The following is a 24,783-nucleotide window of genomic DNA, read 5'->3' as shown; positions in this document are numbered from 1 at the left end:
CACGGCGATGGCGGAACACACCAGCTCGAGCATCACGATCGAGGCGGCACCGGCCGATGTCATGGCGGTGATCGCGGACTTCGCCCGCTACCCGGACTGGACCGGTGAGGTGAAGGAGGCGGAGGTACTCGCCACGGATGCCCAGGGCCGCGCCGAGCAGGTCCGCCTCGTCATGGACGCCGGCGCGATCAAGGACGACCAGGTGCTGGCGTACACCTGGACCGGTGGGAACTCGGTCTCCTGGACCCTGGTCAAGTCGCAGATGCTGCGGGCGCTCGACGGGTCGTACATCCTGAAGGCGGTGGGGGCCGGGGCGACCGAGGTCACGTACCAGCTGACGGTGGACGTCAAGATTCCGATGCTCGGGATGATCAAGCGGAAGGCTGAGAAGGTCATCATCGACCGGGCCTTGGCCGGGCTCAAGAAGCGGGTGGAGTCGGGGGAGAAGTAAGGGCGTGCCGGTCGCGCCCACGCGGCGGAGCCGCACATTGACACGGCCCCGCGCCCCTGGGGCGGTCTCCGTTACCGTTCAGCCTCATGCGCACCATCCTGATCACCGGGCCTGGCGGTAGCGGCCGTACCACCGTTGCTGCCGCCACTGCTCTGGCCGCCGCCCGCGAGGGCGCCCGCACCCTCGTTCTCAGTGGCGACCGCACTGACACCCTGGGGGCCGTGCTCGGTGCGGCTACGGGACCGGATCCGGTCGCCGTCGCCCCGAACCTCAGCGCCTGGCGGCCCGATGCCGCCGGCGGTTTCCGGGATGATCTCAGCGCTTTTCAGGACCGTGCGGCCGGCGTTCTCGATCTGCTCGGGGCCTCCCGGCTCGATGCGGAGGAGGTCACCCCCCTTCCCGGTGCCGAGGAACTGAATCTGCTGCGGGCCCTGCGGGACGCGGCTCTCGCGGAGGCCCATGACCTGCTGGTCGTCGATCTGCCGCCGACCCCAAAGGCGCTCGCCCTGCTCGCCCTGCCCGAAGAGCTGCGCCGGTATCTGCGCCGGTTGCTGCCGCCGGAGCGGCAGGCGGCCCGGGCCCTGCGGCCCGTCCTCGGGCGGCTCGCCGGGGTCCCCATGCCCTCGGAGTGGCTCTACGAGACGGCCGCCCGCTGGGACACGGAACTCGGCGCCGTCGAGGCGGTCCTCGCCGACCGGAACACCGTCGTACGGCTGGTCGCCGAACCCGGGCCGGCCGGCGCCGACGCCGTGCACTGCGCCGGCCTCGCCCTCGCCCTGCGCGGCCTGCGCCCCGACGTCCTGGTCGCCAACCGGGTGCTGCCCGAGGCGAACGGCTGGCTCTCCCACCCGTCGCCCGACCACCACCCCTCAACGAGCTTCGCGCCTTTTTTGACTCTCGTCGCCCAGCAGCGCAAGGTCCTCGACGAGTGGCAGGAGCCGTACGACGTCCGGACGGTCGCCCACCTCGGCCGCGACCCGCGCGGCACGGACGACCTCGCCGCGCTCGCCGTCCCCGGCACCCTGGACGTCAACGGCACGACCTCCACCGTCGAGTGGCCCGTCACCGACCGGCTCGCCGACGAGGGCGTGCTCGTCTGGCACCTGCCGCTGCCCGGCGCCATACGTGACGACCTGGACCTCATCCGGCGCGGCGACGAACTCGTCGTCGCGGCAGGCCAGTTCCGCCGTATCGTCCCGCTGCCGTCCGTCCTGCGCCGCTGCGCCGTCGACGGGGCCGCGCTGCGGGAGGGCGAACTGCGCATCCGGTTCGTGCCCGACCGGGATCTGTGGCCGGACAGGCCGTGAACCACGTACGCCCATTCGGGTAACGTCGTAGAGACGAACCGTAGTCAGGAGGTCGTCATGAGCGAAGAGCGCCCCCCGTCCGACGCCGGCAATCACGAGGTGGTCGACGAGGTGCGGGCGACCGACGCCGACGCCTGGGCGAAGGCCTGCGCCGAGGATTTCGCGGCGGAGAAGGCCCGCCGCCGCGCCGAGTACGGCCAGCCGCCGATCTCGGCCGGTGAGGAACTGCGCAAGCTCGTCGACGCCGTCTCGGAGAAGCTGTCGTCGATCCAGTCGCCGCTGCTCGGCTCCGTCGCCGGACCGGCCGCCCAGCAGGTGGTCAAGCAGGTCGTCCAGCAGGCGAAGGCCGCGGTCGAACCCGTCATCGAACGCAACCCGGACGTCTTCGACCACCTCGCCGCCGCGGGCAACGAACTGCTCGCCGCCTACCGCTCCGCGGTCCAGGCCCAGGAACAGCGCTGGACGAGCCGTACGACGGACCTGCACAAGGACCTGGACGAGCGCTGGGACGGCGACGAGGGCGGCACCGGTCCGGGGCAACGCATCGACCTGGACTGACCCCTCCCTCAGACCCCTCCCTCAGGCCTCGCCGCCCGGTTCCCGGCTGCCCAGCGATTGGACGTCGAGGCCTTGGCGGCAGGGCCTCGGGTACGGTTGGCCGTAGCGGGGCTCGACCGAAACTGAGGGATTCATGGGACTCACCATCGGCGTCGACATCGGCGGCACCAAGATCGCGGCCGGCGTGGTCGATGAGGAAGGCAACATCCTCTCCACGCACAAGGTGCCGACCCCGGGCACGCCCGAGGCGATCGTGGACGCCATCGCCTCCGCCGTGGAGGGCGCACGCGCCGGGCACGAGATCGTGGGCGTGGGCATCGGTGCGGCCGGTTACGTCAACCGCCAGCGCTCGGAGGTCTACTTCGCGCCCAACATCGACTGGCGCAACGAGCCGCTGAAGGCCAAGGTCGAGGGCCGCGTGGGCCTGCCGGTCGTCGTGGAGAACGACGCCAACGCGGCCGCATGGGGCGAGTACAAGTTCGGCGCGGGCAAGGGCCACCGCAACGTCATCTGCATCACCCTCGGCACCGGCCTCGGCGGCGGCATCATCATCGGCAACAAGCTGCGCCGCGGGCACTACGGCGTGGCCGCCGAGTTCGGCCACATCCGCATGGTGCCGGACGGCCTGCTGTGCGGCTGCGGCTCGCAGGGCTGCTGGGAGCAGTACGCCTCCGGGCGCGCCCTCGTCAGATACGCCAAGCAGCGCGCCAACGCCACCCCCGAGAACGCCGAGATCCTGCTCGGCCTCGGTGACGGCACCCCCGACGGCATCGAGGGGAAGCACATCTCCATGGCCGCCCGCCAGGGCGACCCGGTCGCCGTCGACTCGTACCGCGAGCTCGCCCGCTGGGCCGGCGCGGGCCTCGCCGACCTGGCCTCCCTCTTCGACCCCTCCGCCTTCATCGTCGGCGGCGGCCTCTCGGACGAGGGCGAACTGGTCCTCGACCCGATCCGCAAGTCTTACAAGCGCTGGCTGGTAGGCGGCAACTGGCGCCCGGTGGCCGAGGTCATCGCCGCCCAACTGGGCAACAAGGCGGGCCTGGTCGGAGCAGCGGACCTGGCTCGAGAGCCCGACCCCATCATGTGACGGTCATTTCTCGCCATACGGCCACGGTGCTCTTTTCAGGGGCGCGAGGAACTGCGCGACAAGCCACACTCAACCGGCACTCGCGCACCCACCTCGCGCCCCGCCCCGTTGGGCGTAGATTGATCCACATGGAGCTGCTGCCCAACTCCCACACGGAACCGGACGGTTCAGCCGTCATCCGAGTTCTCAGCTACAACATCCGCTCGATGCGCGATGACACGGACGCCCTGGCAAGGGTGATCACCGCCTGCGCCCCCGACCTGGTCCTCATCCAGGAAGCCCCCCGCTTCTTCCGCTGGCGCAAGAAACTGTCCCGTCTGGCGTCGGCCGCAGGCCAAGTCATCCTCACGGGAGGCGCCACGGCCTCGGGACCGGCGATCCTGTGCAATCTGAGAGCCACGGTCGAGCGAACCGAGGACGTCCTCCTCCCGCTCACCCCCGGCCTGCACCGCCGCGGCTTCGCCACCGCAGTGGTCCGCTTCGGCGGGGCCCGCCTCGGTGTGGTCAGCTACCACCTCTCCCTGCAGGCGGACGAGCGGTACGACCAGGGCGGCATGCTCCTCGACCGGCTGGCCGGCCTCGGGGTGGAGCACGCGATCGCGGGCGGCGACCTCAACGACCGTCCCACCGGCCGCACCTTCCGCCGCCTCGCCGACGGCCTGCAGGACTGCTGGGCGACCAGCCCATGGGGCAGCGAGTACACCTCGACGCCCGCGACCCCGTTCCAGCGCATCGACGCGATCTTCGCCACCAAGGGCATCGAGGTACTCGGCTGCGGTGTCCCGCTGGGGCATCCAGGGGTGGCCGAGACCGACCTGGTGAGGGCGACGGATCACCTGCCCGTGCTGGCCGCCCTCAAGGTCCCGGCGGGCTAGACGACGGCTCCGCGCCCCGGATCGTCGTCGTCCTCGTCGTCCGTCTTCATCCGCATCACCAGCGTGGCGAAACCGCCCAGGAAGCCGCCGATGCCGAGCGTGGCCAGCCACCAGGTCATGTCCCAGCCCAGCAGCACCGCGAGCAGGAGCAGGACCGGGCCGCCGATCACGCCGAGCCAGGCGAACTTCGCGGTGGTGTCGGCGGTGGGCAGCGGCGGCGGCTCCGGCGGTACGAAGTGGCCCTCGTCGTCCTCGTCGAAGTCGTCCTCGGACGGCTCGGCGGCCGTGTAGTCGCGCGGGCCGACGCCGGGCGCGAAGGAGACGGAGCCGCCCAGGGGCTTCTTCGGCTTCTCCTGCTTCGGTGCCTCACCCTGGGAGTCGTCGTTGGTCTCCGGTTCCAGCAGCGCCAGGTCCTCGATCGACTTGAACGGCTTGGTGCCCGGTGGGTCCTTCGGCTCCTCGCCGTAGCCGGCGACGATCGCGGCCCACGCGGCAGCCTCGTCGAAGGGGACGCCCTGCTCCTCCGGCTCGCGGTCCTCGCGGTCCGAGTCGTGCTCAGCCACCTGCGGCCGTCCCTTCCTTGCCGACACTGGGTGCGAGCCGGCCGATGAACGCGAGGCTCTCTTCGAAAATCCGGTCCGCATCGTGGTCCAACGTCGCCACGTGGTAGCTCTGTTCCAGCAGTATCTCCGTCACGTCCCTCGATGAGACCCGGCCGAGGATCCGCGCCGAGTCGGCCGGCGGCACGACATGGTCCTGGGGGCTGCGCAGCACCAGCAGCGGCTGTGTGACCTGCGGCAGCTCGCCGTCGACCAGCCGGAAGAAGTTCCGCAGGGAGTGCGCCGCGTGCAGCGGAACCCGGTCGTACCCCAGCTCGGCGCTGCCCTCCTTCGCGATGTCGCTGGCGATCCCCTTCGTGGTGCGCACGAGATGGCGGGCCACGGGAAGGGCGTACGGGGAAAAGCCGTGCATGCGGTTCGCCGGGTTGACGACCACCACGCCGCCGACCGCCTCCCCGTGCTTCGCCGCCAGGCGCAGCGCCAGGGTGGCGCCCATGGACAGGCCGGCCAGGAACACCTCGCTGCAGCGCTCGCGCAGGGACCGCAGCTCGCGGTCCACCTCGGCGTACCAGTCCTGCCAGCCGGTGAGCTGCATGTCCTCCCAGCGGGTGCCGTGCCCGGGCAGCAGCGGCAGCGAGACCGTCAGGCCGTGCTCGGCGAGATACTCGGCCCAGGGGCGCAGCGACTGGGGGGAACCGGTGAAGCCGTGGCAGAGCAGGACGCCGACCTCCCCGCCCTCGTGGCGGTACGGCTCGGCTCCAGGAAGGACCGGCACCTTCGGTCTCCTGTTCATGAGAGTTGAGAGTGACGTGAAGTCCAGGTGCTTCACCGTACGCGACCGCACTGACACCGACCAGGGTCGTCGGATCCTTTGACAGTGCTCCGGGTTAAGGTCTGACCGACGGAAACAGGAGGCACACGGGTGTTGTACGGCACGATGAAGGTTGCCATCGGGGGACCGCTGAAGGTCGCCTTCAGGCCTTGGGTGGAAGGCCTGGAGAACATTCCGGCGGAGGGCGCCGCCATCCTGGCGAGCAATCATCTCTCCTTCTCCGACTCGTTCTTCCTGCCCGCGGTCCTCGACCGCAAGGTCACCTTCATCGCCAAGGCCGAGTACTTCACCACGCCCGGCGTGAAGGGCCGGCTGACCGCCGCCTTCTTCAAGGGAGTCGGCCAGCTCCCGGTGGACCGCTCCGGTGCGCGCGGCGCGGGCGAGGCCGCCATCAAGAGCGGCTTGGAGGTCCTGGAGCGCGGCGAGCTGTTCGGTATCTATCCCGAGGGCACGCGCTCGCCCGACGGACGCCTCTACCGCGGCAAGCCCGGTGGTCTCGCGCGCGTGGCACTCGCCTCCGGCGCGCCGGTCATCCCGGTCGCCATGATCGACACGGAGAAGATCCAGCCGCCGGGCAAGGTCATGCCCAAGCTGATGCGGCCGGGCATCCGCATCGGCAAGCCCCTCGACTTCAGCCGCTACCAGGGCATGGAGCACGACCGCTTCGTGCTGCGCGCGGTCACCGACGAGGTCATGTACGAGATCATGAAGCTCTCCGGCCAGGAGTACGTCGACATGTACGCGACCGCGGCGAAGCGCCAGATCGCGGAGGCGGCGAAGGCCGAGAAGGAGCAGGCCAAGGAACAGGCCAAGGAGCAGGCCAAGAAGGACAAGCCCGAGGCCTAGGCTCTCGGTCGAGGGGGGTGGGGGCCATGCCCAAGCGTGAGCGCGTCATGCGCATGTCGGTCGAGCAGCCGCTGTGGCGTGCGCTCAGCGCGTACCGGGTGCTCACGATGCTGTACGCGGTCGGCCTGTTCGCCACCGCCTACGACGAGTACGACCACGCGGGCGTCGCCATCGTCTACTACGTCGTCCTGTTCGTGTGGACGCTCGCCACCCTGCCCCGCGTCCAGAGCGCGGCCGCCTGCACCAAGCGCTTCCTCGCGGTCGACCTCGCCATCGCGCTCACCGGCATCCTCCTCACCCCGATCGCCGCCGACGACCAGCACATCCACAGCGGCGGCCCCACGCTGCCGTCGATATGGACCGCCGGCTCGGTCCTCGCGTACGCCATCAAGGGCGGCTGGCGCTGGGCCGCGTTCGCGTCGACGCCGGTCGCCGCCGCGAATCTGATCGAGCGCGGCGCCCCCGCCCGCGACACCGTCCACAACGTGATCCTGGTCTGGGTGGCCGCCATCGCCATCGGCTACGTCGTCGAGGTCGCCCGCGCCTCCGAGCGCACCCTCGCCCGCGCCCTGGAGATCGAGGCGGCGACCCGGGAGCGGGAGCGGCTCGCCCGGGACATCCACGACGGCGTGCTGCAGGTGCTGGCCATGGTGCAGCGCCGGGGCGCGGTCCTCGGGGGCGAGGCGGCCGAGCTGGGCCGGATGGCCGGCGAGCAGGAGGTCGCGCTGCGCACCCTGGTCTCCGGCGGGCTGATCCCCGTCTCCCGGGTGTCCGAGGACGCCGCCGAGGGCGCGGTCGTACGGGCCGTTGAGGAGCCGTCGTACGACGAGGACGGTCCCGTCGATCTGCGGGCGCTGCTCGCTCCGTACGCCGCCGCGAAGGTCAGCTTCGCCGAACCCGGCGCCGCCGTGCTGCTGCCGAGGGCCGCCGCGAGGGAGCTGGCCGCGGCCGTCGGTGCCGCCCTGGACAACGTGCGCAGGCATGCCGGTGAGGACGCGCGCGCGTGGATCCTCGTCGAGGACGAGCCCGGTGAGGTCGTGGTGACCGTACGGGACGACGGACCCGGCATCCCCGAGGGGCGGCTCGCGCAGGCCGAGGGGGAGGGGCGGCTCGGCGTCGCTCTGTCGATCCGCGGCCGGCTGCGCGACCTCGGCGGCAGCGCCGAACTGATCTCGGTGCCCGGCCAGGGCACGGAGGTCGAACTGAAAGTACCGAAGGACGCGAAGGACCCACGGGGGAAGGCAGAGCGGCGATGACGGACTCGACCGACGAGCGGCAGGACGCGATCAAGGTCATGGTGGTCGACGACCACCCCATGTGGCGCGACGCCGTCGCCCGCGACCTGGCCGAGTCCGGCTTCGACGTGGTCGCCACCGCGGGCGACGGCGACCAGGCCGTGCGCCGCGCCAAGGCCGCCGGCCCCGACGTGCTCGTCCTCGATCTGAACCTGCCCGCCAAGCCCGGCGTCCAGGTCTGCAAGGAGCTGGTCGGCCACAACCCCGCGCTGCGGGTCCTCGTGCTGTCGGCGAGCGGGGAGCACGCCGACGTCCTGGAGGCGGTGAAGTCCGGCGCCACCGGCTATCTGCTGAAGTCGGCGTCCACGGACGAGCTGCTGGACGCGGTGCGCCGCACGGCCGTCGGCGACCCGGTGTTCACGCCGGGCCTGGCCGGACTGGTCCTCGGCGAGTACCGCCGTCTCGCCTCCGAGCCCGCGCCCGCCACGGGCACCGACCAGCCGGGCGCCCCGCAGCTCACCGACCGCGAGACCGAGGTGCTGCGCCTGGTCGCCAAGGGCCTGAGCTACAAGCAGATCGCCGAACGCCTGGTCATCTCCCACCGCACGGTCCAGAACCACGTCCAGAACACCCTCGGCAAGCTCCAGCTGCACAACAGGGTGGAACTCGTCCGGTACGCCATAGAGCGCGGACTCGACGACGAGTGACAGCGCCACGGAAGCTTGACGTCGGGTAAACCAACCGCCCGTCGGTTCACCGGAATTGCCCTTCCCGCCCATCCCTCTGTGACCTGGATCACCATTAGCGTGGCTGTCACCAGGCAACTGCGGCGAAGGGACATTTCCATGCGGGTCGGAGTACTGACCGGAGGCGGCGACTGCCCCGGACTCAACGCCGTCATCCGGGGCATCGTCCGCAAGGGCGTGCAGGAGTACGGCTACGACTTCGTCGGCTACCGGGACGGCTGGCGCGGACCCCTCGAGGGCGACACCGTCCGCCTCGACATCCCCGCGGTGCGCGGCATCCTGCCCCGCGGCGGCACCATCCTCGGCTCCTCGCGCACCAATCCGCTCAAGCAGGAGAACGGCATCCGCCGGATCAAGGAGAACCTCGCCAAGCAGGAGGTCGAGGCGCTCATCGCGATCGGCGGCGAGGACACCCTGGGCGTGGCGGCGCGCCTCACCGACGAGTACGGCGTCCCCGTCGTCGGCGTACCGAAGACGATCGACAACGACCTGTCCGCCACCGACTACACCTTCGGCTTCGACACCGCGGTCGGCATCGCCACCGAGGCCATCGACCGGCTGCACACCACCGCCGAGTCCCACATGCGCGTCCTGGTCTGCGAGGTGATGGGCCGGCACGCCGGCTGGATCGCCCTGCACTCCGGCCTCGCCGGCGGCGCCAACGTCATCCTCATCCCCGAGCAGCGCTTCGACCTCGAACAGGTCTGTGCCTGGATCACCTCCCGCTTCAAGGCCTCGTACGCCCCCATCGTGGTCGTCGCCGAGGGCGCCATGCCCAAGGACGGCGACGTGGTCCTCAAGGACGAGTCCCTGGATTCCTTCGGGCATGTCCGCCTGTCCGGGGTCGGCGAATGGCTCGCCAAGGAGATCGAGAAGCGCACCGGCAAGGAGGCCCGTACGACCGTCCTCGGTCACATCCAGCGCGGCGGCACCCCGAGCGCCTTCGACCGCTGGCTCGCCACCCGCTTCGGACTGCACGCCATCGAAGCCGTCCACGAGGGCGACTTCGGCAAGATGGTCGCCCTGCGCGGCACCGACATCGTCCGCGTCCCGATCGCGGAGGCGACGGCGAAACTGAAGACGGTGGACCCGAAGCTGTACGAGGAGGTCGGGGTCTTCTTCGGCTGACGGCGGTCCCCGGACGGCTACACGGTCGTGCGGTGCAGCTGGCCGATCAGCTCCCGCACGATCGCCGTTCCGTTCAGTGTCAGCACCGACTCCGGGTGGAACTGGACACCCGCGAACCGCGGACCGCGCAGTGCGTGCACCTCCCCGTTCGCCGCCCGGCTCACCTCCACCGCGTGTGCGGCCAGCTCGCGCGCCTCCTCCTCGTCGCAGCGCGCCACGAAGCTGTTGTAGAAGCCGACGGTCTCCGTCCGCCCGAACAGCTCGATCGCCGTCTGCGCCCCCTGGTACGGCACTTCCTTCCGTACGATCTCCAGTCCCAGTTCGGCCGCGATCAGCTCATGTCCGAGGCAGACGCCGAGCACGCCGTGCCGGTGCCCCCGGACCACCTCGGCGGTGAGGTCCCGCAGGAACCGCATCTTGGGGTCGTCGAGGTCGGAGGGGTCACCGGGACCGGGCCCGAGGACGAGCGGCCCCTCGTGCGCGAGCACCGCCTCCCGCAGCCCGGGTTCGTCGTAGCGCCGGACGGTCACCTCCAGGCCGCTCGACCGCAGGACGTGCGCCAGCATCGCGGTGAAGGTGTCCTCCCCGTCGACGACCAGGGCATGGCCGGCGAGCTCGGCACCCTTTTCAGGGGCTTCCTGCATCCGCAGCCAGAACGGCGCGAGCGAGGCCCGGCGTCCGTCGAGCGCGGCACGCACGCGTGGGTCGTCGGCGAGATGCACGCGTGCGTGCCCCTCGCGCGGCCGTGCCGGACGTGCGCCCAGGGCCGCCAGCACGCCCGCCGCCTTCGCATGCGTCTCGGCGACCTCGCTCGCCGGGTCCGAGCCGCGGACCAGGGTGGCGCCGACCGGGACGCGCAGATGTCCTTCGGAGGAGATGTCCGCCGTACGGATCAGGATGGGGGAGTCGAGCGTCTGGGCGCCGCCGGAGTCCCGGCCGAGCAGCGCGAGCGCCCCCGCGTAGTACCCGCGCCCGCCGACCTCGTGCCGCTCGATGACCCGGCAGGCGTTCTGCACCGGCGACCCGGTGACCGTGGCCGCGAACATGGTCTCCTTCAGGACCTCGCGCACGTCCAGCGAGGACTTCCCGCGCAACTCGTACTCGGTGTGCGCGAGATGGGCCATCTCCTTCAGCCGCGGGCCGACGACCACCCCGCCCATGTCGCCGACGGTGCACATCATCTTGAGCTCCTCGTCGACGACCATCGACAGCTCCTCGATCTCCTTGCCGTCGGCGAGGAAGTCCAGCAGATGCTCGGGCGTCGGGCCCTCGGCGGGATATCGGTACGTCCCGCTGATCGGGTTCATCACGACCGTGCCGCCGGACATCCGCACATGCACCTCGGGGCTCGCGCCGATCAGCGTCCTCTCCCCTGTGTGCACGACGAACGTCCAGTACGCGCCCCGCTCGCCCTCCAGCAGACGCCGGAACAGCGCCAGCGCGTCGGTGCGGGAGAACCCCGGGATCTCACCCTCGTACGTCCGCCGGATCACGAAGTTGGCGCCCTCGCCCCGCCCGATCTCCTCCCGCAGCACCCTTCCGACGATCTCGCCGTACTCCTCGTCCTCGACGTCGAAGCCGCCGCCCGCCACCCGCACCTCGTGCGCCGGGAGCTGCGCGAGGGCGTCGGCGAGCGGGATCTCGTACGACTCCTCGGGGCTGAGGAAGGCCAGCGGTGTCCCGTCGTCGCGGACGTCGAAGCCGCGTTCACGGATCTGGCGGAAGGGGACGAGCGCGAGGCCCTCGTCGGGGAGGTCGGCCAGGCGGTCGTAGGTGGTGACCGGGCCGAGCAGCACCTCCATGGTGTTCTCGTCGCGGCCCGGCGCGCGGCGGCGCAGCAGGGCGAACGGTCGGGGATCGTCGAGCAGGTCGGTCAGGTGCATGCGTCCGTTTTCCTTCTCTACTGGAGAGGAACGGACCCCGGGAAACGCCGAAGGCCGCCCCTCGGGCGGCCTTCGCGAAGTCTTGCGTACGCGCAGTCAGTGGGCCGCCGGATGAGCGGTCCACCACCAGTTCTGGGTCGAAAGCGCGAACATGCGGTGCACCCTACCGCACCACCGCGCCGTCCGGAGGGTGATCCGTCCGTCTCACCAGTCGAGCGGAGAGAAAAGCAGTCGACACGACCCCGTAATGTTTACGGGGTGACCGTGAACGCTAAGACCAGCGCGAGCGCTGGCAACACCTGGCGAGATCTGCCCGCGGCGCAGCAGCCCGAGTACCCCGACACCGAGGCTCTGCGCGCAGTTGTTGCGGACCTCGAGTCGTATCCGCCGCTCGTCTTCGCGGGCGAGTGCGACCAGCTGCGCGCCCGGATGGCGGCCGTCGCCAAGGGAGAGGCGTTCCTCCTCCAGGGCGGCGACTGCGCCGAGGCCTTCGACGCGGTGTCCGCCGACCACATCCGCAACAAGCTCAAGACGCTGCTGCAGATGGGCGCGGTGCTGACGTACGCCGCCTCGGTGCCGGTCGTGAAGGTCGGCCGTATCGCCGGCCAGTACTCCAAGCCGCGTTCCAAGCCGACCGAGACCCGCGACGGCGTGACCCTGCCGACCTACCGCGGCGACTCCGTCAACGGCTTCGACTTCACCGAGGCCGCCCGGATCCCGGACCCGGAGCGGCTGAAGCGGATGTACCACGCGTCCGCGTCCACGCTGAACCTGGTGCGCGCCTTCACCACGGGCGGCTACGCCGATCTGCGTCAGGTGCACGCCTGGAACCAGGACTTCGTGAAGTCGTCCCCTTCCGGCCAGCGCTACGAGCAGCTGGCCCGGGAGATCGACAACGCGCTGAACTTCATGCGGGCCTGCGGGACCGACCCGGAGGAGTTCAAGACGGTCGAGTTCTACTCCTCGCACGAGGCGCTGCTGCTCGACTACGAGTCCGCGCTCACCCGCGTCGACTCGCGCACCGGGCAGCTGTACGACGTCTCCGGGCACATGGTGTGGATCGGTGAGCGCACCCGGCAGCTGGACGGCGCGCACATCGAGTTCGCCTCGAAGATCCGCAACCCGATCGGCATCAAGCTCGGCCCGACCACCACGGCCGAGGAGGCGCTGCAGTACATCGACCGCCTCGACCCGGACCGAGAGCCGGGCCGGCTGACCTTCATCGTCCGCATGGGCGCGGACAAGATCCGCGACAGGCTTCCCGAGCTGGTCGAGAAGGTCACCGCCTCCGGCGCGACCGTGGCCTGGGTGACCGACCCGATGCACGGCAACACCTTCGAGGCGGCCTCCGGTCACAAGACCCGCCGTTTCGACGATGTGCTGGACGAGGTCAAGGGCTTCTTCGAGGTCCACAAGGGCCTGGGCACCCACCCTGGCGGCATCCACGTCGAGCTCACCGGTGACGACGTCACCGAGTGCGTGGGCGGCGGCGACGAGATCTTCGTCGACGATCTGCACCAGCGCTACGAGACGGCCTGTGACCCGCGGCTGAACCGCAGCCAGTCCCTCGACCTGGCGTTCCTCGTCGCGGAGATGTACCGGGACCAGTAACCGCTGATCAGAGGCGATGGGGCGCGGATCACATACGATCCGCGCCCCTCTGCACTTTTGCGGGATCCAAGCGCCGGGTAAGGTTAGGTTAGCCTCACCGATCAATCGGGACGGCACCACTTCGATCCCGGCGGGAGGTGAACCGCGTGTTCGTCTGCAGTTGCTTCGGCATCACGGAACAGCAGGTCAAGAAGCACGCGGAGGACGGTGCCTGCACCCCGCGCCAGATAGCCTCGGCCTGCAAGGCGGGCACGGACTGCGGTTCTTGTGTACGCCGTATCCAGGCGCTGCTCGGCCGGGGCGAGTGCCCCCGCCGTGAGTTCGCGGATCAGGGCAAGCCGGTCCTGGCCGCACTGGACGAGGCGGCCTAGCTCTCCGGCTGCTCGATCAGCTGCGCGATGTAGAGCGCCTCGCCGAGCTTCTCCACCAGTTCCAGCTGGGTGTCGAGATAGTCGATGTGATGCTCCTCGTCCTCGAGGATCGACTCGAAGATGTTCGCGGACGTGATGTCGCCCTTGTTCCGCATCACCTCGATGCCCCGCTTGAGGCGGTCGATCGCCTCGACCTCGATCTGCCGGTCCGCCTCGAACATCTCCTTGACCGTCTGTCCCACGCGTACGTGGAAAAGGCGCTGGTAGTTCGGCAGCCCCTCCAGGAAGAGGATCCGGTCGGTGAGCACCTCCGCGTGCTTCATCTCGTCGAACGACTCGTGCCGCGTGTACTTGGCGAGCTTCGTCCAGCCGAAGTTCTCCTGCATCTTCGCGTGCAGAAAGTACTGGTTGATCGCGGTCAGCTCGCCGGTGAGCTGCTCATTGAGGAATTCGATGACCTCGGGGTCGCCCTGCATCGCTAAGGCTCCTTCCAAGCGGGGGGAACTGGCAGGCTGCGCCGCATGATTGCATCGGCGACGAAGATCGTCCAGTAAGTCTGCGCTTAGTAAGTAAGTGCATGCTCAGTACTGATTGCCCCGTTTTGGTGGGGGCGGTCAAGTGCACCGTCCGAGGTCTGTCAGGATGGAGTCATGGGTCAGCCGGTGGAGCGTGAATCGGGAGAACGCGATTCAGGAGGAGCAGCACAGTCCGAGCTTCCCCCGGGGCAGCGTCTGCAGCGCGGCTGGCCGGTCACGCATTACGGGCCCGTTCCCAAGTTCCGCCCGGAGCGCTGGGAGTTCAGGGTCTTCGGTGCCACCGCGGACGGCGAGAAACACTGCTGGACCCATGAGGAGTTCACGGCTCTGCCGTACACCACCGTCGTGGGCGACCTGCACTGCGTCACGAAGTTCAGCATGCCCGGCGCGGAATGGGGCGGCATTCCGGCTCGTACGATCCTTGAGATCGCGCCGCCCGCACCCACGGTCACCCATGTGATGGTGTGGGCCGAATACGGGTTCAGTTCGAACCTCCGCCTGGCGGATTTCGCCTCCGAGCGGACCATCTTCGCCACCCACAAGGACGGCGAACTGCTGACCGCGGAACACGGCTTCCCGCTGCGTCTCGTCGTGCCCCATCTGTATGCCTGGAAGGGCCCCAAGTGGGTGCGCGGCGTGGAGTACATGACCGCCGACCGCCGGGGCTTCTGGGAGGAGCGCGGCTACCACAACATCGGCGACCCGTGGAAGGAGCAGCGCTACTCCTACCAGGAGGAGCCCGGGGAGGGCCCCGAGCTCTGATCCCGGTCTGCGTTGGTCAGTGGTGGTACTCGTGCACCACCGCATGGCCCTTGCCGCGGCCGATCATCCACTTGTTGACGGGCGTCGTCACGAAGAAGGCGAGCGCCAGCGAGATCGCGAGCGAACCCCAGAACAGCAGGTCCGCAAGTTGCGCGTCCATCGCGTCCGGCCACAGCACGATCACGCCGTTGTCGATCAGCTCCATCACCGCGATGGACAGGGTGTCCGCGGCCAGCGCCACCCGGAAGGCGGTACGGAAGTCGACGCCGGCCCGCAGCACCCCGCGCAGCGTGAGCGAGTAGCCGAAGAAGAACGCGAGCACGATCGCCAGCACCGTCGTCGCCACGTTGCCCCAGCCGAAGGCCGTGCCGATCACCATGCCCAGCACCTCGCCGATGGCGCAGCCGGTGAGGCAGTGGAGGGTGGCCTGCGCGGCCATGGTCCAGGTGGCGGCCGCCGGGTGATGGTGCGCGCCCGCGTGTGCGTCTGCGTCCGTGTGCGCGTGCGCGTGTGCCTCGTGCTGCATGACTGCCCCCAATGTCAGGTAACGGTTCCTGCACCGAGCAGGAACCGTATACCCCCCAGGGGTATTCCGGAACGGGTCAGGAATCGCGCAGTTTTTTCAGCCGCTCCACATCGGCCGCATGCCCCTCCTTGCCGCCGGGCGTCTCGATGACCAGCGGTACGCCCTCGGTGGCGGGGTGGGTCATCAGCGCCCGGAACGGGTCCTCGCCGATGTGACCCGCGCCGATGTTCTCGTGCCTGTCCTTGTGCGCGCCCACCACGTCCTTGGAGTCGTTGGCGTGGATCAGCTTCAGCCGGCCCTCGCCGACCGTGTCCACCAGCAGATCGAGGGTCTGGTGCATGCCGCTCGGGCCGGTCAGGTCATGGCCGGCCGCGAAGATGTGGCAGGTGTCCAGGCAGACCCCGAGCTTCGGATGGGCGTCCAGCGCCTCGAAGTACGGCCCGAAGTCCCAGGTCCGCGAGCAGAGCGAGGCGCCCTGCCCGGCCGTCGACTCCAGCAGCAGGAACGGATCGTCGTCATGGGTGAGCTCGTCCAGCAACGGCAGCATGTACTGCCGTACCTGCTTCAGGGCCACGGACCGGTCCCGGCCGCCCGTCGCGCTGCCCGTGTGCACGACCACGCCGAGCGCCCCGATCTCCCGCCCGCGCCGCAGCGAGTGCCGCAGCGACTCCACCGACCTCTCCACGGTCGCCTCGGTGTGCGAGCCGAAGTTGATCAGGTACGGGGCGTGGACGTACGCCGGGATCGACTCGGCCGCGCACACCTCGCGGAACTCCTCGTCCTGCCGCGGACTGCCGGCGGGCGTGGCCCAGCCGCGCGGGTTGGCGACGAAGACCTGCACGGTCTCGGCCTTGAGGTCGTGGGCGTAGGACAGACCGACGGAGTGGAGGCCACCGGCGACGGGGACATGGCCGCCGACGGGGTTGCGGGACTGCTGACTCTTCACCCGTTCAGGGTGTCATGCGCTGCGACCTGCTCCGTCACCGGATCTTGATGGTGATCGTCGACCCCTTGGGTGCCGTGTCCCCGCCCTTCACGGACTGGTTCTTGACGGTGTCGCCGAACAGGCCGAGCAGACCCCGGTCCTCCTCGACCTTGAAGCCGGCGCCCTCCAGGGCCTTGTGCGCGTCGTCCACGCTGTCGCCGGTGACGTCCGGGACCTTGACCATCTCCGGGCCCTTCGACAGCGTCAACGTCACCGTGTCACCGTCGGCGGCCTGGCTGTCGCCCGCGGGCGTCTGCGCCGCGACCTGGCCCTTGTCGTACTCGGAGTTGATCTGTGCCGAGGCGACCTTCACCGTCAGGCCCGCGCTCTCCAGGTCGGCCTTCGCGTCCTGAAGGTCCTCACCCGTGACGTCCGGGACGTCCACCGGGCTGCCCTTGCTGACGACCAGGGCGATAGCCGAACCCGCGTGCCGCCTGGTGCCCGCCTCGGGGGTCGTGGAGATCACCGAGCCCTTGGGCACGTCCTCGCTGAACTGCCGGGTGACCATGCCCGGCTCGAGCCCGCTCTTCTTCAGCCGGGTCCTCGCCTCGCCCAGCGGCCGTGCCGACACGTCGGGCACCTGCACGGTCTCCGGGCCGTCGGAGATGGTGAGCGCCACCGACCTGTTCTCACGGATGCGGGTGCCGGGCGCGGGGTCCGAGCTGATGACCGTGCCCCGCTGCACCGTGTCGCTGTACGCGTGCTTGACCGCGCCGAGGTCGAGGCCGGCCTTCTGCAGCTGCCGGGTGGCCTGCGTCTGGGTCTTCGCCAGCACCGGCGGGACCTTGGTGAACTGGCCGGAGTTGATGTACCACACGCCCGTGCCGACACCGAGTATCAGCAGCACGGCGACGAGGACCGTGAGCGGACCGCGCCGGGAGCGCGCGCCACGGCGCCGCGGCGGCAGCGGCGGGGGTGTCTCCAGGCGGCTGGTGCGGTGGAGCCGGTGCTCGTCCTCGTTCACCGGCAGCGGGCGCGGCACCGTCAGCGCGCGCGGGATCACGCTCGTACGGTCCTCGGAGATGCTCCGGTGGTCCGCCGCGAAGGCCCCCGGCGGCAGCGCGTCCAGCTGGTCCGCGCTGAGCGCGGCGCGCACCTCGCGGGCCTGCGCGAGCAGCGCCACCGCGTCCTGCGGGCGCAGGCCGGGGGTGCGGGCGGTCGCCGACGCGACCAGCTCGTCCAGCCGGTACGCCAGCCCCGGCACGGCGGCCGAGGGCGGCGGGACGTCCTCGTGGATGTGCTTGTAGAGGACCGTCGCCGGGGAGTCCCCGCCGTGCGGCCGGTCGCCGGTCAGCATCTCGTACAGGACGACACCGCACGCGTACACGTCGACCCGGGGGTCGGCCGTGCCGTGTTCTATCTGCTCGGGAGCCAGGTAGGAGACGGTGCCCAGGACGGTGCCGGTGGTGTTGGTGACCGTGTCCACGGAGCGCACCAGGCCGAAGTCGGCGACCTTGACCCGGCCGTCGTCCCCTATCAGCACGTTCTCCGGCTTCATGTCGCGGTGCACGAACCCGGCGCGGTGCGCGGCGCCGAGCGCGGCGAGCACCGGCTCCAGGATGTCCAGGGCGGCGCGCGGCTGCAGCGCCCCGCGCTCGCGCAGCACGTCACGCAGGGTGCATCCGGCGACGTACTCCATGGCGAGGTAGACGTACGACCCGTCGGTGCCCTGGTCGAAGACCTGCACCACGTTCGGGTGCGCGAGCCTTGCGACCGACTTCGCCTCGCGGATGAACCGGTCGACGAAGGTGCCGTCGGCCGCGAGGGTCGGGTGCATCACCTTGAGCGCGAGCACGCGGTCGAGGCGGGTGTCCAGGGCCCGGTAGACCGTGGCCATCCCGCCGACCGCGATCCGCGCGTCCACGCGATAGCGCCCGTCGAGCACCTGCCCGACCAGAGGGTCCTGAAGGGTCGTATCCACGCAGGTGAGTGTACGAGCCGTGACTGACAGGGCTGCCGGTTCGGGTGAGATCGCAGCGGGACTGCAGCCGACCTGTGACGGACGTCGCACCGACTTCCGGATCTTGTCGAACGCGAGTTCAGAACGCGGGGCGTTCGGGATCGAGGTGCGCGCGCCCCTCGTGCGGCGAGGACGCCTCCGCGAAATGGCGGCGCGGGATGCGACCCGCCCGGTACGCGAGCCTGCCCGCCTCCACCGCGTGCTTCATGGCCTCGGCCATCAGCTGCGGCTCCTGCGCCCGCGTCACCGCTGAGGCAAGCATCACACCCGCACACCCCAGCTCCATCGCGAGCGCCGCGTCCGAGGCGGTACCGGCGCCCGCGTCCAGGATGACCGGCACGCGCGCGTGCTCGGTGATCAGCTGGAAGTTGTGCGGGTTGCGGATGCCGAGCCCGGAGCCGATGGGGGAGCCGAGCGGCATGATCGCCGCGCAGCCCACGTCCTCCAGCCTGCGGGCGAGGACCGGGTCGTCGTTGGTGTACGGCAGCACGGTGAAACCGTCGTCGACCAGAGTCTCCGCCGCGTCCAGCAGCTCGATCGGGTCCGGCAGCAGGGTGCGCTCGTCGGCGATCACCTCAAGTTTGATCAGTTCGGTGCCGAGGGCCTCGCGCGCGAGACGGGCGGTCAGCACGGCCTCCCCGGCGGTGAAGCAGCCCGCCGTGTTCGGCAGCACCCGGATGCCGAGCTTCTCCAGGACGGACAGCACCGAGCCGTGCACCGAGGGGTCCACGCGCCGCATCGCGACCGTCGTCAGCTCCGTGCCGGACGCCACCAGCGCCCGCTCGAGGACGTCGAGACTGGGGGCACCGCCGGTGCCCATGATCAGGCGGGACGTGAAGGACGTACCGCCGATGACGAAGGGGTCGTCGGCCATGGGTCAGCCTCCTTGGACGGCGGTGAGGACCTCGACGCGGTCCCCGTCGCGCAGGGACGTCGACGGCCACTGCGCGCGCGGGACGACGGTTTCGTTCAGGGCGGCGGCCACTCCGGAGGGTGCCGGGGTCAGCGCGCGTACGACGGTGTCGAGAGCCGTGCCGGAAGCGAACTCCCTGGGCTCTCCGTTGACGGAGATGTTCATGCGGGCTGCTCCAGGAGCGCGAAACGCTTGGGGGTGAACGGGCGTGCCTCATCCGGGAGTTCACCCGTGGCCAGGGCATGCGCCATGACGTCGCCGGTGACCGGGGTGAGCAGCACGCCGTTGCGGTAGTGGCCGGTGGCCAGCAGCAGTCCGGGCAGTTCGGTCGGGCCGAGCAAGGGCGCGTTGTCCGGAGAACCGGGGCGCAGTCCGGCCCGCGTCTCCGTCAGCGGCAGCTCGGTGATCCCGGGGACCAGCTCGTGCGCGTCGCGCAGCAGCTCGTACACCCCGCCCGCGGTGACCGTCGTGTCCCAGCCCAGCTCCTCGCTGGTCGCACCGACGACCAGCTCACCGCTCTCGCGCGGCACCAGGTAGACATGGCTGCCGCGGACGACCGCGCGCACCGTGCGGCTCAGGAACGGCGCGTACCGCCTCGGCACGGTCAGCCGCAGCACCTGCCCCTTCACGGGGCGTACGGGCGGCAGCACCTCGTCCGGGACGCCCGGCAGCCGTCCGCTGAGGCTGCCGGCGGCCAGGACCACCTGGCCCGCGCCCAGCTCGGCGCCGTCAGCCGTGGTGACGCCGGTGGCCCGGTCCCGTACGACATGGAAACGCTCGGCCCAGGCGCGGTGGAAGACCACGCCCGCGTGCTCGCACGCGGCCACCAGCGCGCGTGCCAGCCGCCGCGGGTCGATCTGGTGGTCGCCGTCCACCCGCAGGCCGCCGCGCACGCCCGGCGCGAGCATCGGCTCCAGGCGCCGGCACTCGCGCCCCGACAGCCACTCCGACTCCAGGCCCGACTCCCGCTGCAGGGCGTGCAGGTCGCGCAGATGGGCGCGGTCGTCGGCGTCCAGGGCGACGGCGAGCGTGCCGCACCGGCGGTAGCCGAGGTCCTGGCCGGTGAGGTCGGTGAGCTCGGCCGTGAAGTCCGGGTAGCGGCGGGCGGACTCCAGGTTGAGGCCGAGCAGGGTCTGCTCGCCGTAGTGCAGTTCCGTGACCGCGGCCAGCATCCCGGCGGCCACCTGGGCGGCCCCGCCGCCCGGTTCGGGGTCCACGACGGCCGTGGCGAAGCCGCGCTGCGCGGCCCGCCAGGCCGTGACCAGGCCGATGATTCCGCCCCCGATGACGAGGACGTCAGACGTACGTGACGACATGGGCGTCCAGCCCCTCCCTTCGCCGGCATGACCCGGATCAGGTTCGTACGGTCGGAGGCCGCCAGCCTCCCTCTCAGCCCGGTGCGTCCGGGCTCCCGCGAGTGCTTGTACGTTGGCCACCCTAGCCCGACCCGCCGCGCCTCTGTAAGGGAGCCTTCCGTCATGCCCCGCTCGCTGGACGGCCTCGTCCTCGCCCCCGTCGCCGACCAGGCCCCAGGTCAGGTGGGTACCCGGACCCGGTTCACGTACCACGAGCAGGGCGGCGAGATCTGGGCCGAGTACGCGGGCGGCGACGTCGTGCGCGGGCATCTGGTGGGTACTCGGTCGGGTGACCGGCTGGACTTCCGCTACGTCCAGCTGAAGAACGACGGGACGACGTCCTCGGGGCACTGCGTCTCGGCTGTCGTGGAGCTGCCGGACGGGCGGGTGCGGCTGGAGGAGACCTGGCAGTGGGAGTCGCAGTCGGGCAGCGGGACCAGTGTTGTGGAGCAGGTCACTGAGCACGACTCCTGACTGACGAATAGTCAGTTGTCTATGGTGATCAGGTGAGCGAGCAGACGCGGGAAGTGAGCACGTCACCGGGGCGGCGCGTGGTCGTCGTCGGCGCGGGCATGGCCGGTGTCCAGACGGCGGTGGCCCTGCGCGAACAGGGCTTCACCGGCACTGTGACGGTGATCGGCGCCGAGCCCCATCAGCCCTACGACCGGCCGCCGCTGTCCAAGGCCGTCCTGCTCGGCAAGTCCGAGGGCTCCGCCTTCGACGTCGACTTCGAGGCACTCGGCATCGAACTGCGGCTGGGGTGCGAGGTGCTCGGCGTGCGCCCCGGCGAGCACGAGCTGGACACCGAGACCGGGCCCGTGCCCTACGACGTCCTGGTCCTTGCGGCCGGCGCCGAACCGATCACGCTGCCGGGCACCGAGGGCGTGCCCGGGGTGCATCTGCTGCGCACCCTGGACGACGCCGAGCGGCTGCGGCCCGTACTGGCCAGGCAGCACGACATCGTGGTGGTCGGCGCGGGCTGGATCGGCGCGGAGTTCGCGACGGCCGCGCGCGAGGCCGGCTGCGCGGTGACCGTCGTCGAGGCCGCCGACCGGCCCCTCGCCGGGGCGCTGCCCGCCGAGGTCGCCGCACCGATGGCCGCCTGGTACGCCGAAGCGGGGGCCGAACTGCGCACGCACGCGCGCGTGGCGCACATCGAGCCCGGCGCGGTCGTCCTCGACGACGGCTCCCGGCTGCCCGCCGGCGCCGTCGTGGTCGGCATCGGCGCGCGCCCCGCCACGGCCTGGCTGACCGGCGCCGGCATCGAGCTCGGCGCGCACCGCGAGGTCGTCGCCGACGCCCGGCTGCGCACCTCGGCACCGGACGTCTACGCCGTCGGCGACTGCGCCTCCTTCCCCTCGGGGCGGTACGGCGAGCGCCTGCTGGTCCACCACTGGGACAACGCCCTCCAGGGCCCGCGCACGGTGGCCGCGAACATCATCGGCGAGGCCACCGGCGAGCCCCCCGCGGTCTACGACCCGGTCCCGTACTTCTGGTCGGAGCAGTTCGGCCGCTTCGTCCAGTACGCCGGCCATCACGGCGCCGCCGACACGACCCTGTGGCGCGGCGACCCCTCGGGCCCCGCCTGGTCCGTCTGCTGGCTGCGGGAGGGCCGCCTGGTCGCCCTGCTGGCGGTCGGCAGGCCGAGGGATCTCGCGCAGGGCAGGCGGCTGATCGAGGCGGGCACCCCGATGGACCCCGAGCTGCTGGCGGACCCGGCGCGGCCCATGAAGACGGCCACGGCGTAGTACGCAGAACGGCGGCCACGACGGGCGGTGAAACCCCAGGTCGGACGCTTCTGGCTTCCGACTGTCGGTGCGGGATGGCAGGCTTGAGTCCGTGACCGAGATTGACGCAAAGATCGATGCTCTCGTCCCCGCCTGGCTCACCCTCCCCGACATCGCAGAGATGCTCGATGTCGAGGTGACGCGTGTGCGGCAGCTGGTCAAGGAGGGCCAGCTCATCGCCGTACGCCGAGGTGAGAACCGCGCGCTGCACGTGCCCGCCGCCTTCATCGACGCGGCCGAGCAGAAGGTCGTCAAGGGCCTGACCGGCACCCTGACGCTCCTGAGGGACGACGGCTTCACCGACGAAGAGATGATCGAGTGGCTCTTCACCCCCGACGACAGCCTGCCCGGCACCCCCGCACAGGCGCTGAGCGAGAATCGCGGTACGGAGGTGAAGCGCCGGGCCCAGGCGCTCGCCGTCTGATCCGAAGAGGCTGAACCGAACACCGTCCGGCGTACGGGCCGAGGTCCGCCCAGACAGGGCCGCGGCCGTGGTTCACTGCGGCCCGCAGACACCGATGCGGGCCGCAGCAACCGGCGGCCACGGCCGGCCGCCGCCCGTACGCCGCCGACCAGGAACGACACCCACGGGGGACCCTCGTATGCCCGACACCGCCACCGCCGCACGCGCCGAGCTCGCCGAGGCCCGTGTCTACCTCTGCACGGACGCCCGCAGGCGCCAGGGCGACCTGCCGGAGTTCCTGGACGCCGTCCTGGCGGGCGGGGTCGACATCGTGCAGTTGCGCGACAAGGGCATGGAGGCCGCCGAGGAGCTGGAGCACCTGAAGGTCTTCGCCGACGCCTGCGCCCGCCACGGCAGGCTGCTCGCCGTCAACGACCGCGCGGATGTGGCGCACGCCGCCGGCGCCGACGTGCTCCACCTCGGCCAGGGCGACCTCCCGGTCCCCGCGGCCCGCGCGATCCTCGGCTCGGACGTCCTCATCGGCCGCTCCACCCATGCCGAGTCCGAGGCCGCCGCTGCCGCCGTCCAGGAGGGCGTCGACTACTTCTGCACCGGCCCCTGCTGGCCGACCCCCACCAAGCCCGGCCGCCACGCCCCCGGCCTCGACCTGGTCCGCTGTACCGCCTCCCTGGGCACCGAGCGCCCCTGGTTCGCCATCGGCGGCATCGACCTGGGCAACCTCGACCAGGTGCTCGAGGCCGGCGCCCGCCGTGTCGTGGTCGTCCGTGCGATCACGGAGGCCGACGATCCGGGCGCGGCGGCGCAGGAGTTCGCGAAGCGGCTGCGGAGCGCGTGACGCAGGCCCGATCGGAGTCCGGCGTCCAGCAGATTGTCCGATGGGCGTCGGAAGGATAGTCCGATGGAAATCCGGCAGGTTGTCGTACGGAATGTGTGGCAGCTTGTCGGACGGAATGTCTGACGGCTTGTCCGAAGAATGTCCGCCGGGTTGTCCGATAGGTGGACAACAAATAGACAAATCCGGCAAATGTCCCCCATCCGGTTGGGGGAGTCGCCGCCCCCTGACTAACCTGCGGGTATGGCCCTCGGAACCGCATCCACCAGGACTGACCACGCGCGCACAGTGCGTGACATGCTCGCGACCGGCAAGACGACGTTCTCGTTCGAGTTCTGGGCTCCGAAGACGGAGAAGGGCGAACGCAACCTCTGGAACGCGCTCCGCAGGATCGAGGCCGTGGCCCCCAGCTTCGTCTCCGTGACGTACGGGGCGGGCGGCTCCACCCGCGCGGGCACGGTGAAGGCGACCGAGCAGATCGCCGCCGACACCACGCTCACCCCGGTCGCCCACCTCACCGCGGTCAACCACTCCATCGCCGAGCTGCGCAACATCATCGGCCAGTACGCCGACGCCGGGATCCGCAACATGCTCGCCGTGCGTGGCGACCCGCCCGGCGACCCCATGGGCGAATGGGTGCCGCACCCGGCCGGACTGACCTATGCCGCGGAGCTCGTCCGGCTCATCAAGGAGTCGGGGGACTTCTGCGTCGGCGTCGCGGCCTTCCCGGAGATGCACCCGCGCTCCGAGGACTGGGACACGGACGTCGCCCACTTCGTCGACAAGTGCCGGGCCGGCGCCGACTACGCCATCACACAGATGTTCTGGCAGCCGGAGTCCTATCTGCGGCTGCGTGACCGGGTTGCCGCGGCCGGCTGCGACACCCCTGTCATCCCCGAGGTGATGCCGGTGACCAACGTGAAGATGCTGCAGCGGCTGCCGCAACTCAGCAACGCCCACATCCCCCCCGCCCTGAAAGAGCGGATCCTCACAGCAAAAGACGATCCGACCGCTGTACGCTCCATTGGTATCGAATTCGCCACGGAGTTCTGCGCGCGGCTGCTGGCCGAGGGAGTGCCCGGACTGCACTTCATCACGCTCAACAACTCCACGGCGACGCTGGAGATCTACGAAAACCTGGGCCTGCACCACCCCCCGCAGGCCTAGACCGGCCGCACGGGTATACGACACACTGCGTAGCGGCGACTCGGAG

Annotated in this window: 28 protein-coding genes and 1 riboswitch; of the genes, 17 read left to right on the top strand and 11 right to left on the bottom strand. The window is 70.7% G+C overall.

Going from position 1 to position 24,783, the window contains the following annotated elements:
• Positions 1-7 precede the first annotated feature (7 nt).
• The 5 genes from ACWCRD_RS30260 to ACWCRD_RS30240 all read left to right on the top strand — a co-directional run bounded on the left by ACWCRD_RS30260 (position 8) and on the right by ACWCRD_RS30240 (position 4,278).
• Positions 8-451 (top strand): SRPBCC family protein, encoded by a 444-nt coding sequence (locus tag ACWCRD_RS30260; RefSeq protein ID WP_450968938.1) that lies wholly within the window; start codon positions 8-10, stop codon positions 449-451.
• An 86-nt stretch (positions 452-537) separates the two neighbouring features.
• A complete protein-coding gene (locus tag ACWCRD_RS30255) occupies positions 538-1,758 on the top strand; it encodes an ArsA family ATPase (RefSeq protein WP_450968937.1) in 1,221 nt (406 codons plus the stop codon).
• A gap of 57 nt (positions 1,759-1,815) precedes the next feature.
• Positions 1,816-2,316 carry a DUF5304 domain-containing protein gene (locus tag ACWCRD_RS30250; RefSeq protein WP_450968936.1) on the top strand — a complete coding sequence of 167 codons (501 nt, stop codon included), beginning with the start codon at positions 1,816-1,818 and terminating at the stop codon, positions 2,314-2,316.
• A gap of 133 nt (positions 2,317-2,449) precedes the next feature.
• Positions 2,450-3,403: an ROK family glucokinase gene (locus ACWCRD_RS30245; protein ID WP_450968935.1), complete on the top strand. Its 954-nt coding sequence runs from the start codon at positions 2,450-2,452 to the stop codon at positions 3,401-3,403.
• Positions 3,404-3,531: 128 nt separating this feature from the next.
• Complete coding sequence (locus ACWCRD_RS30240; RefSeq protein WP_450968934.1) at positions 3,532-4,278, top strand: endonuclease/exonuclease/phosphatase family protein; 747 nt, start codon at positions 3,532-3,534, stop codon at positions 4,276-4,278.
• Here the strand turns inward: ACWCRD_RS30240 and ACWCRD_RS30235 are convergent.
• Both ACWCRD_RS30235 and ACWCRD_RS30230 read right to left on the bottom strand, forming a co-directional pair.
• Positions 4,275-4,841, bottom strand: a complete 567-nt coding sequence (locus ACWCRD_RS30235) for a hypothetical protein (RefSeq protein WP_450968933.1) — start codon at positions 4,839-4,841, stop codon at positions 4,275-4,277. The two genes, ACWCRD_RS30240 and ACWCRD_RS30235, sit on opposite strands and share 4 nt — an antisense overlap.
• A complete protein-coding gene (locus ACWCRD_RS30230) occupies positions 4,834-5,613 on the bottom strand; it encodes an alpha/beta hydrolase (protein WP_450969056.1) in 780 nt (259 codons plus the stop codon). Before ACWCRD_RS30230 ends, ACWCRD_RS30235 begins: the two co-directional genes overlap by 8 nt.
• 162 nt (positions 5,614-5,775) lie before the next feature.
• Here ACWCRD_RS30230 and ACWCRD_RS30225 point away from each other — a divergent pair, with 162 nt between their 5' ends.
• From ACWCRD_RS30225 to ACWCRD_RS30210, 4 genes are all read left to right on the top strand, one after another.
• On the top strand, positions 5,776-6,516 hold the full coding sequence (locus ACWCRD_RS30225) for a lysophospholipid acyltransferase family protein (protein ID WP_450969055.1): 741 nt from the start codon (positions 5,776-5,778) through the stop codon (positions 6,514-6,516).
• A 26-nt stretch (positions 6,517-6,542) separates the two neighbouring features.
• The gene (macS, locus tag ACWCRD_RS30220; RefSeq protein ID WP_450968932.1) at positions 6,543-7,772 is read left to right on the top strand and encodes a MacS family sensor histidine kinase; all 1,230 of its coding nucleotides are present in this window, start codon (positions 6,543-6,545) and stop codon (positions 7,770-7,772) included.
• Positions 7,769-8,458: a response regulator gene (locus ACWCRD_RS30215; protein ID WP_450968931.1), complete on the top strand. Its 690-nt coding sequence runs from the start codon at positions 7,769-7,771 to the stop codon at positions 8,456-8,458. Before macS ends, ACWCRD_RS30215 begins: the two co-directional genes overlap by 4 nt.
• Positions 8,459-8,596: 138 nt before the next feature.
• The gene (locus ACWCRD_RS30210) at positions 8,597-9,625 is read left to right on the top strand and encodes a 6-phosphofructokinase (RefSeq protein ID WP_398951297.1); all 1,029 of its coding nucleotides are present in this window, start codon (positions 8,597-8,599) and stop codon (positions 9,623-9,625) included.
• A gap of 17 nt (positions 9,626-9,642) precedes the next feature.
• On the opposite strand, the gene ACWCRD_RS30205 is transcribed toward ACWCRD_RS30210, so the two are convergent.
• On the bottom strand, positions 9,643-11,508 hold the full coding sequence (locus tag ACWCRD_RS30205) for an anthranilate synthase family protein (protein ID WP_450968930.1): 1,866 nt from the start codon (positions 11,506-11,508) through the stop codon (positions 9,643-9,645).
• 96 nt (positions 11,509-11,604) lie between these two features.
• Positions 11,605-11,661: a trp operon leader peptide gene (locus tag ACWCRD_RS30200; protein WP_078912442.1), complete on the bottom strand. Its 57-nt coding sequence runs from the start codon at positions 11,659-11,661 to the stop codon at positions 11,605-11,607.
• 105 nt (positions 11,662-11,766) lie between these two features.
• On the opposite strand from ACWCRD_RS30200, the gene ACWCRD_RS30195 reads away from it, so the two are divergent.
• On the top strand, positions 11,767-13,119 hold the full coding sequence (locus ACWCRD_RS30195) for a class II 3-deoxy-7-phosphoheptulonate synthase (protein ID WP_450968929.1): 1,353 nt from the start codon (positions 11,767-11,769) through the stop codon (positions 13,117-13,119).
• A gap of 137 nt (positions 13,120-13,256) precedes the next feature.
• Complete coding sequence (locus ACWCRD_RS30190; protein WP_450968928.1) at positions 13,257-13,490, top strand: (2Fe-2S)-binding protein; 234 nt, start codon at positions 13,257-13,259, stop codon at positions 13,488-13,490.
• Here ACWCRD_RS30190 and bfr read toward each other — a convergent pair.
• Positions 13,487-13,966: a bacterioferritin gene (bfr, locus tag ACWCRD_RS30185; RefSeq protein WP_389069517.1), complete on the bottom strand. Its 480-nt coding sequence runs from the start codon at positions 13,964-13,966 to the stop codon at positions 13,487-13,489. The genes ACWCRD_RS30190 and bfr overlap by 4 nt on opposite strands.
• Before the next feature lie 174 nt (positions 13,967-14,140).
• Between bfr and ACWCRD_RS30180 the strand changes: the two genes are divergently transcribed.
• Entirely contained in the window at positions 14,141-14,788 is a 648-nt protein-coding gene (locus tag ACWCRD_RS30180; RefSeq protein ID WP_450968927.1) for a sulfite oxidase-like oxidoreductase, read from the top strand.
• Between the two features lie 16 nt (positions 14,789-14,804).
• Here the strand turns inward: ACWCRD_RS30180 and ACWCRD_RS30175 are convergent, their stop codons facing one another.
• The 6 genes from ACWCRD_RS30175 to thiO form a co-directional block, all read right to left on the bottom strand.
• The gene (locus ACWCRD_RS30175; protein WP_450968926.1) at positions 14,805-15,314 is read right to left on the bottom strand and encodes a DUF4396 domain-containing protein; all 510 of its coding nucleotides are present in this window, start codon (positions 15,312-15,314) and stop codon (positions 14,805-14,807) included.
• Between the two features lie 76 nt (positions 15,315-15,390).
• Positions 15,391-16,260 carry a deoxyribonuclease IV gene (locus ACWCRD_RS30170; protein WP_450968925.1) on the bottom strand — a complete coding sequence of 290 codons (870 nt, stop codon included), beginning with the start codon at positions 16,258-16,260 and terminating at the stop codon, positions 15,391-15,393.
• 34 nt (positions 16,261-16,294) lie between these two features.
• Positions 16,295-18,220: a Stk1 family PASTA domain-containing Ser/Thr kinase gene (gene pknB, locus ACWCRD_RS30165; protein ID WP_450968924.1), complete on the bottom strand. Its 1,926-nt coding sequence runs from the start codon at positions 18,218-18,220 to the stop codon at positions 16,295-16,297.
• A gap of 118 nt (positions 18,221-18,338) precedes the next feature.
• Entirely contained in the window at positions 18,339-19,133 is a 795-nt protein-coding gene (locus ACWCRD_RS30160; protein WP_365838123.1) for a thiazole synthase, read from the bottom strand.
• Positions 19,134-19,136: 3 nt separating this feature from the next.
• The gene (gene thiS / locus ACWCRD_RS30155; RefSeq protein WP_450968923.1) at positions 19,137-19,337 is read right to left on the bottom strand and encodes a sulfur carrier protein ThiS; all 201 of its coding nucleotides are present in this window, start codon (positions 19,335-19,337) and stop codon (positions 19,137-19,139) included.
• Entirely contained in the window at positions 19,334-20,488 is a 1,155-nt protein-coding gene (thiO, locus tag ACWCRD_RS30150) for a glycine oxidase ThiO (protein WP_450968922.1), read from the bottom strand. The genes thiS and thiO overlap by 4 nt, the downstream gene beginning before the upstream one ends.
• Positions 20,486-20,597, bottom strand: a riboswitch (TPP riboswitch). (Overlaps the previous gene by 3 nt.)
• A gap of 53 nt (positions 20,598-20,650) precedes the next feature.
• Here thiO and ACWCRD_RS30145 point away from each other — a divergent pair.
• From ACWCRD_RS30145 to metF, 5 genes are all read left to right on the top strand, one after another.
• Positions 20,651-21,001: a hypothetical protein gene (locus tag ACWCRD_RS30145; protein WP_450968921.1), complete on the top strand. Its 351-nt coding sequence runs from the start codon at positions 20,651-20,653 to the stop codon at positions 20,999-21,001.
• A gap of 32 nt (positions 21,002-21,033) precedes the next feature.
• Positions 21,034-22,275 carry an NAD(P)/FAD-dependent oxidoreductase gene (locus ACWCRD_RS30140; protein WP_450968920.1) on the top strand — a complete coding sequence of 414 codons (1,242 nt, stop codon included), beginning with the start codon at positions 21,034-21,036 and terminating at the stop codon, positions 22,273-22,275.
• A 91-nt stretch (positions 22,276-22,366) separates the two neighbouring features.
• Positions 22,367-22,738, top strand: a complete 372-nt coding sequence (locus ACWCRD_RS30135; protein WP_115908649.1) for an Rv2175c family DNA-binding protein — start codon at positions 22,367-22,369, stop codon at positions 22,736-22,738.
• Between the two features lie 178 nt (positions 22,739-22,916).
• A complete protein-coding gene (gene thiE / locus ACWCRD_RS30130; protein ID WP_450968919.1) occupies positions 22,917-23,573 on the top strand; it encodes a thiamine phosphate synthase in 657 nt (218 codons plus the stop codon).
• A gap of 240 nt (positions 23,574-23,813) precedes the next feature.
• A complete protein-coding gene (gene metF, locus ACWCRD_RS30125) occupies positions 23,814-24,737 on the top strand; it encodes a methylenetetrahydrofolate reductase [NAD(P)H] (protein WP_450968918.1) in 924 nt (307 codons plus the stop codon).
• Positions 24,738-24,783 lie beyond the last annotated feature (46 nt).

This window comes from Streptomyces sp. NPDC002092 (assembly GCF_053593775.1).
This window is presented reverse-complemented; position numbering and strand designations above follow the sequence as displayed.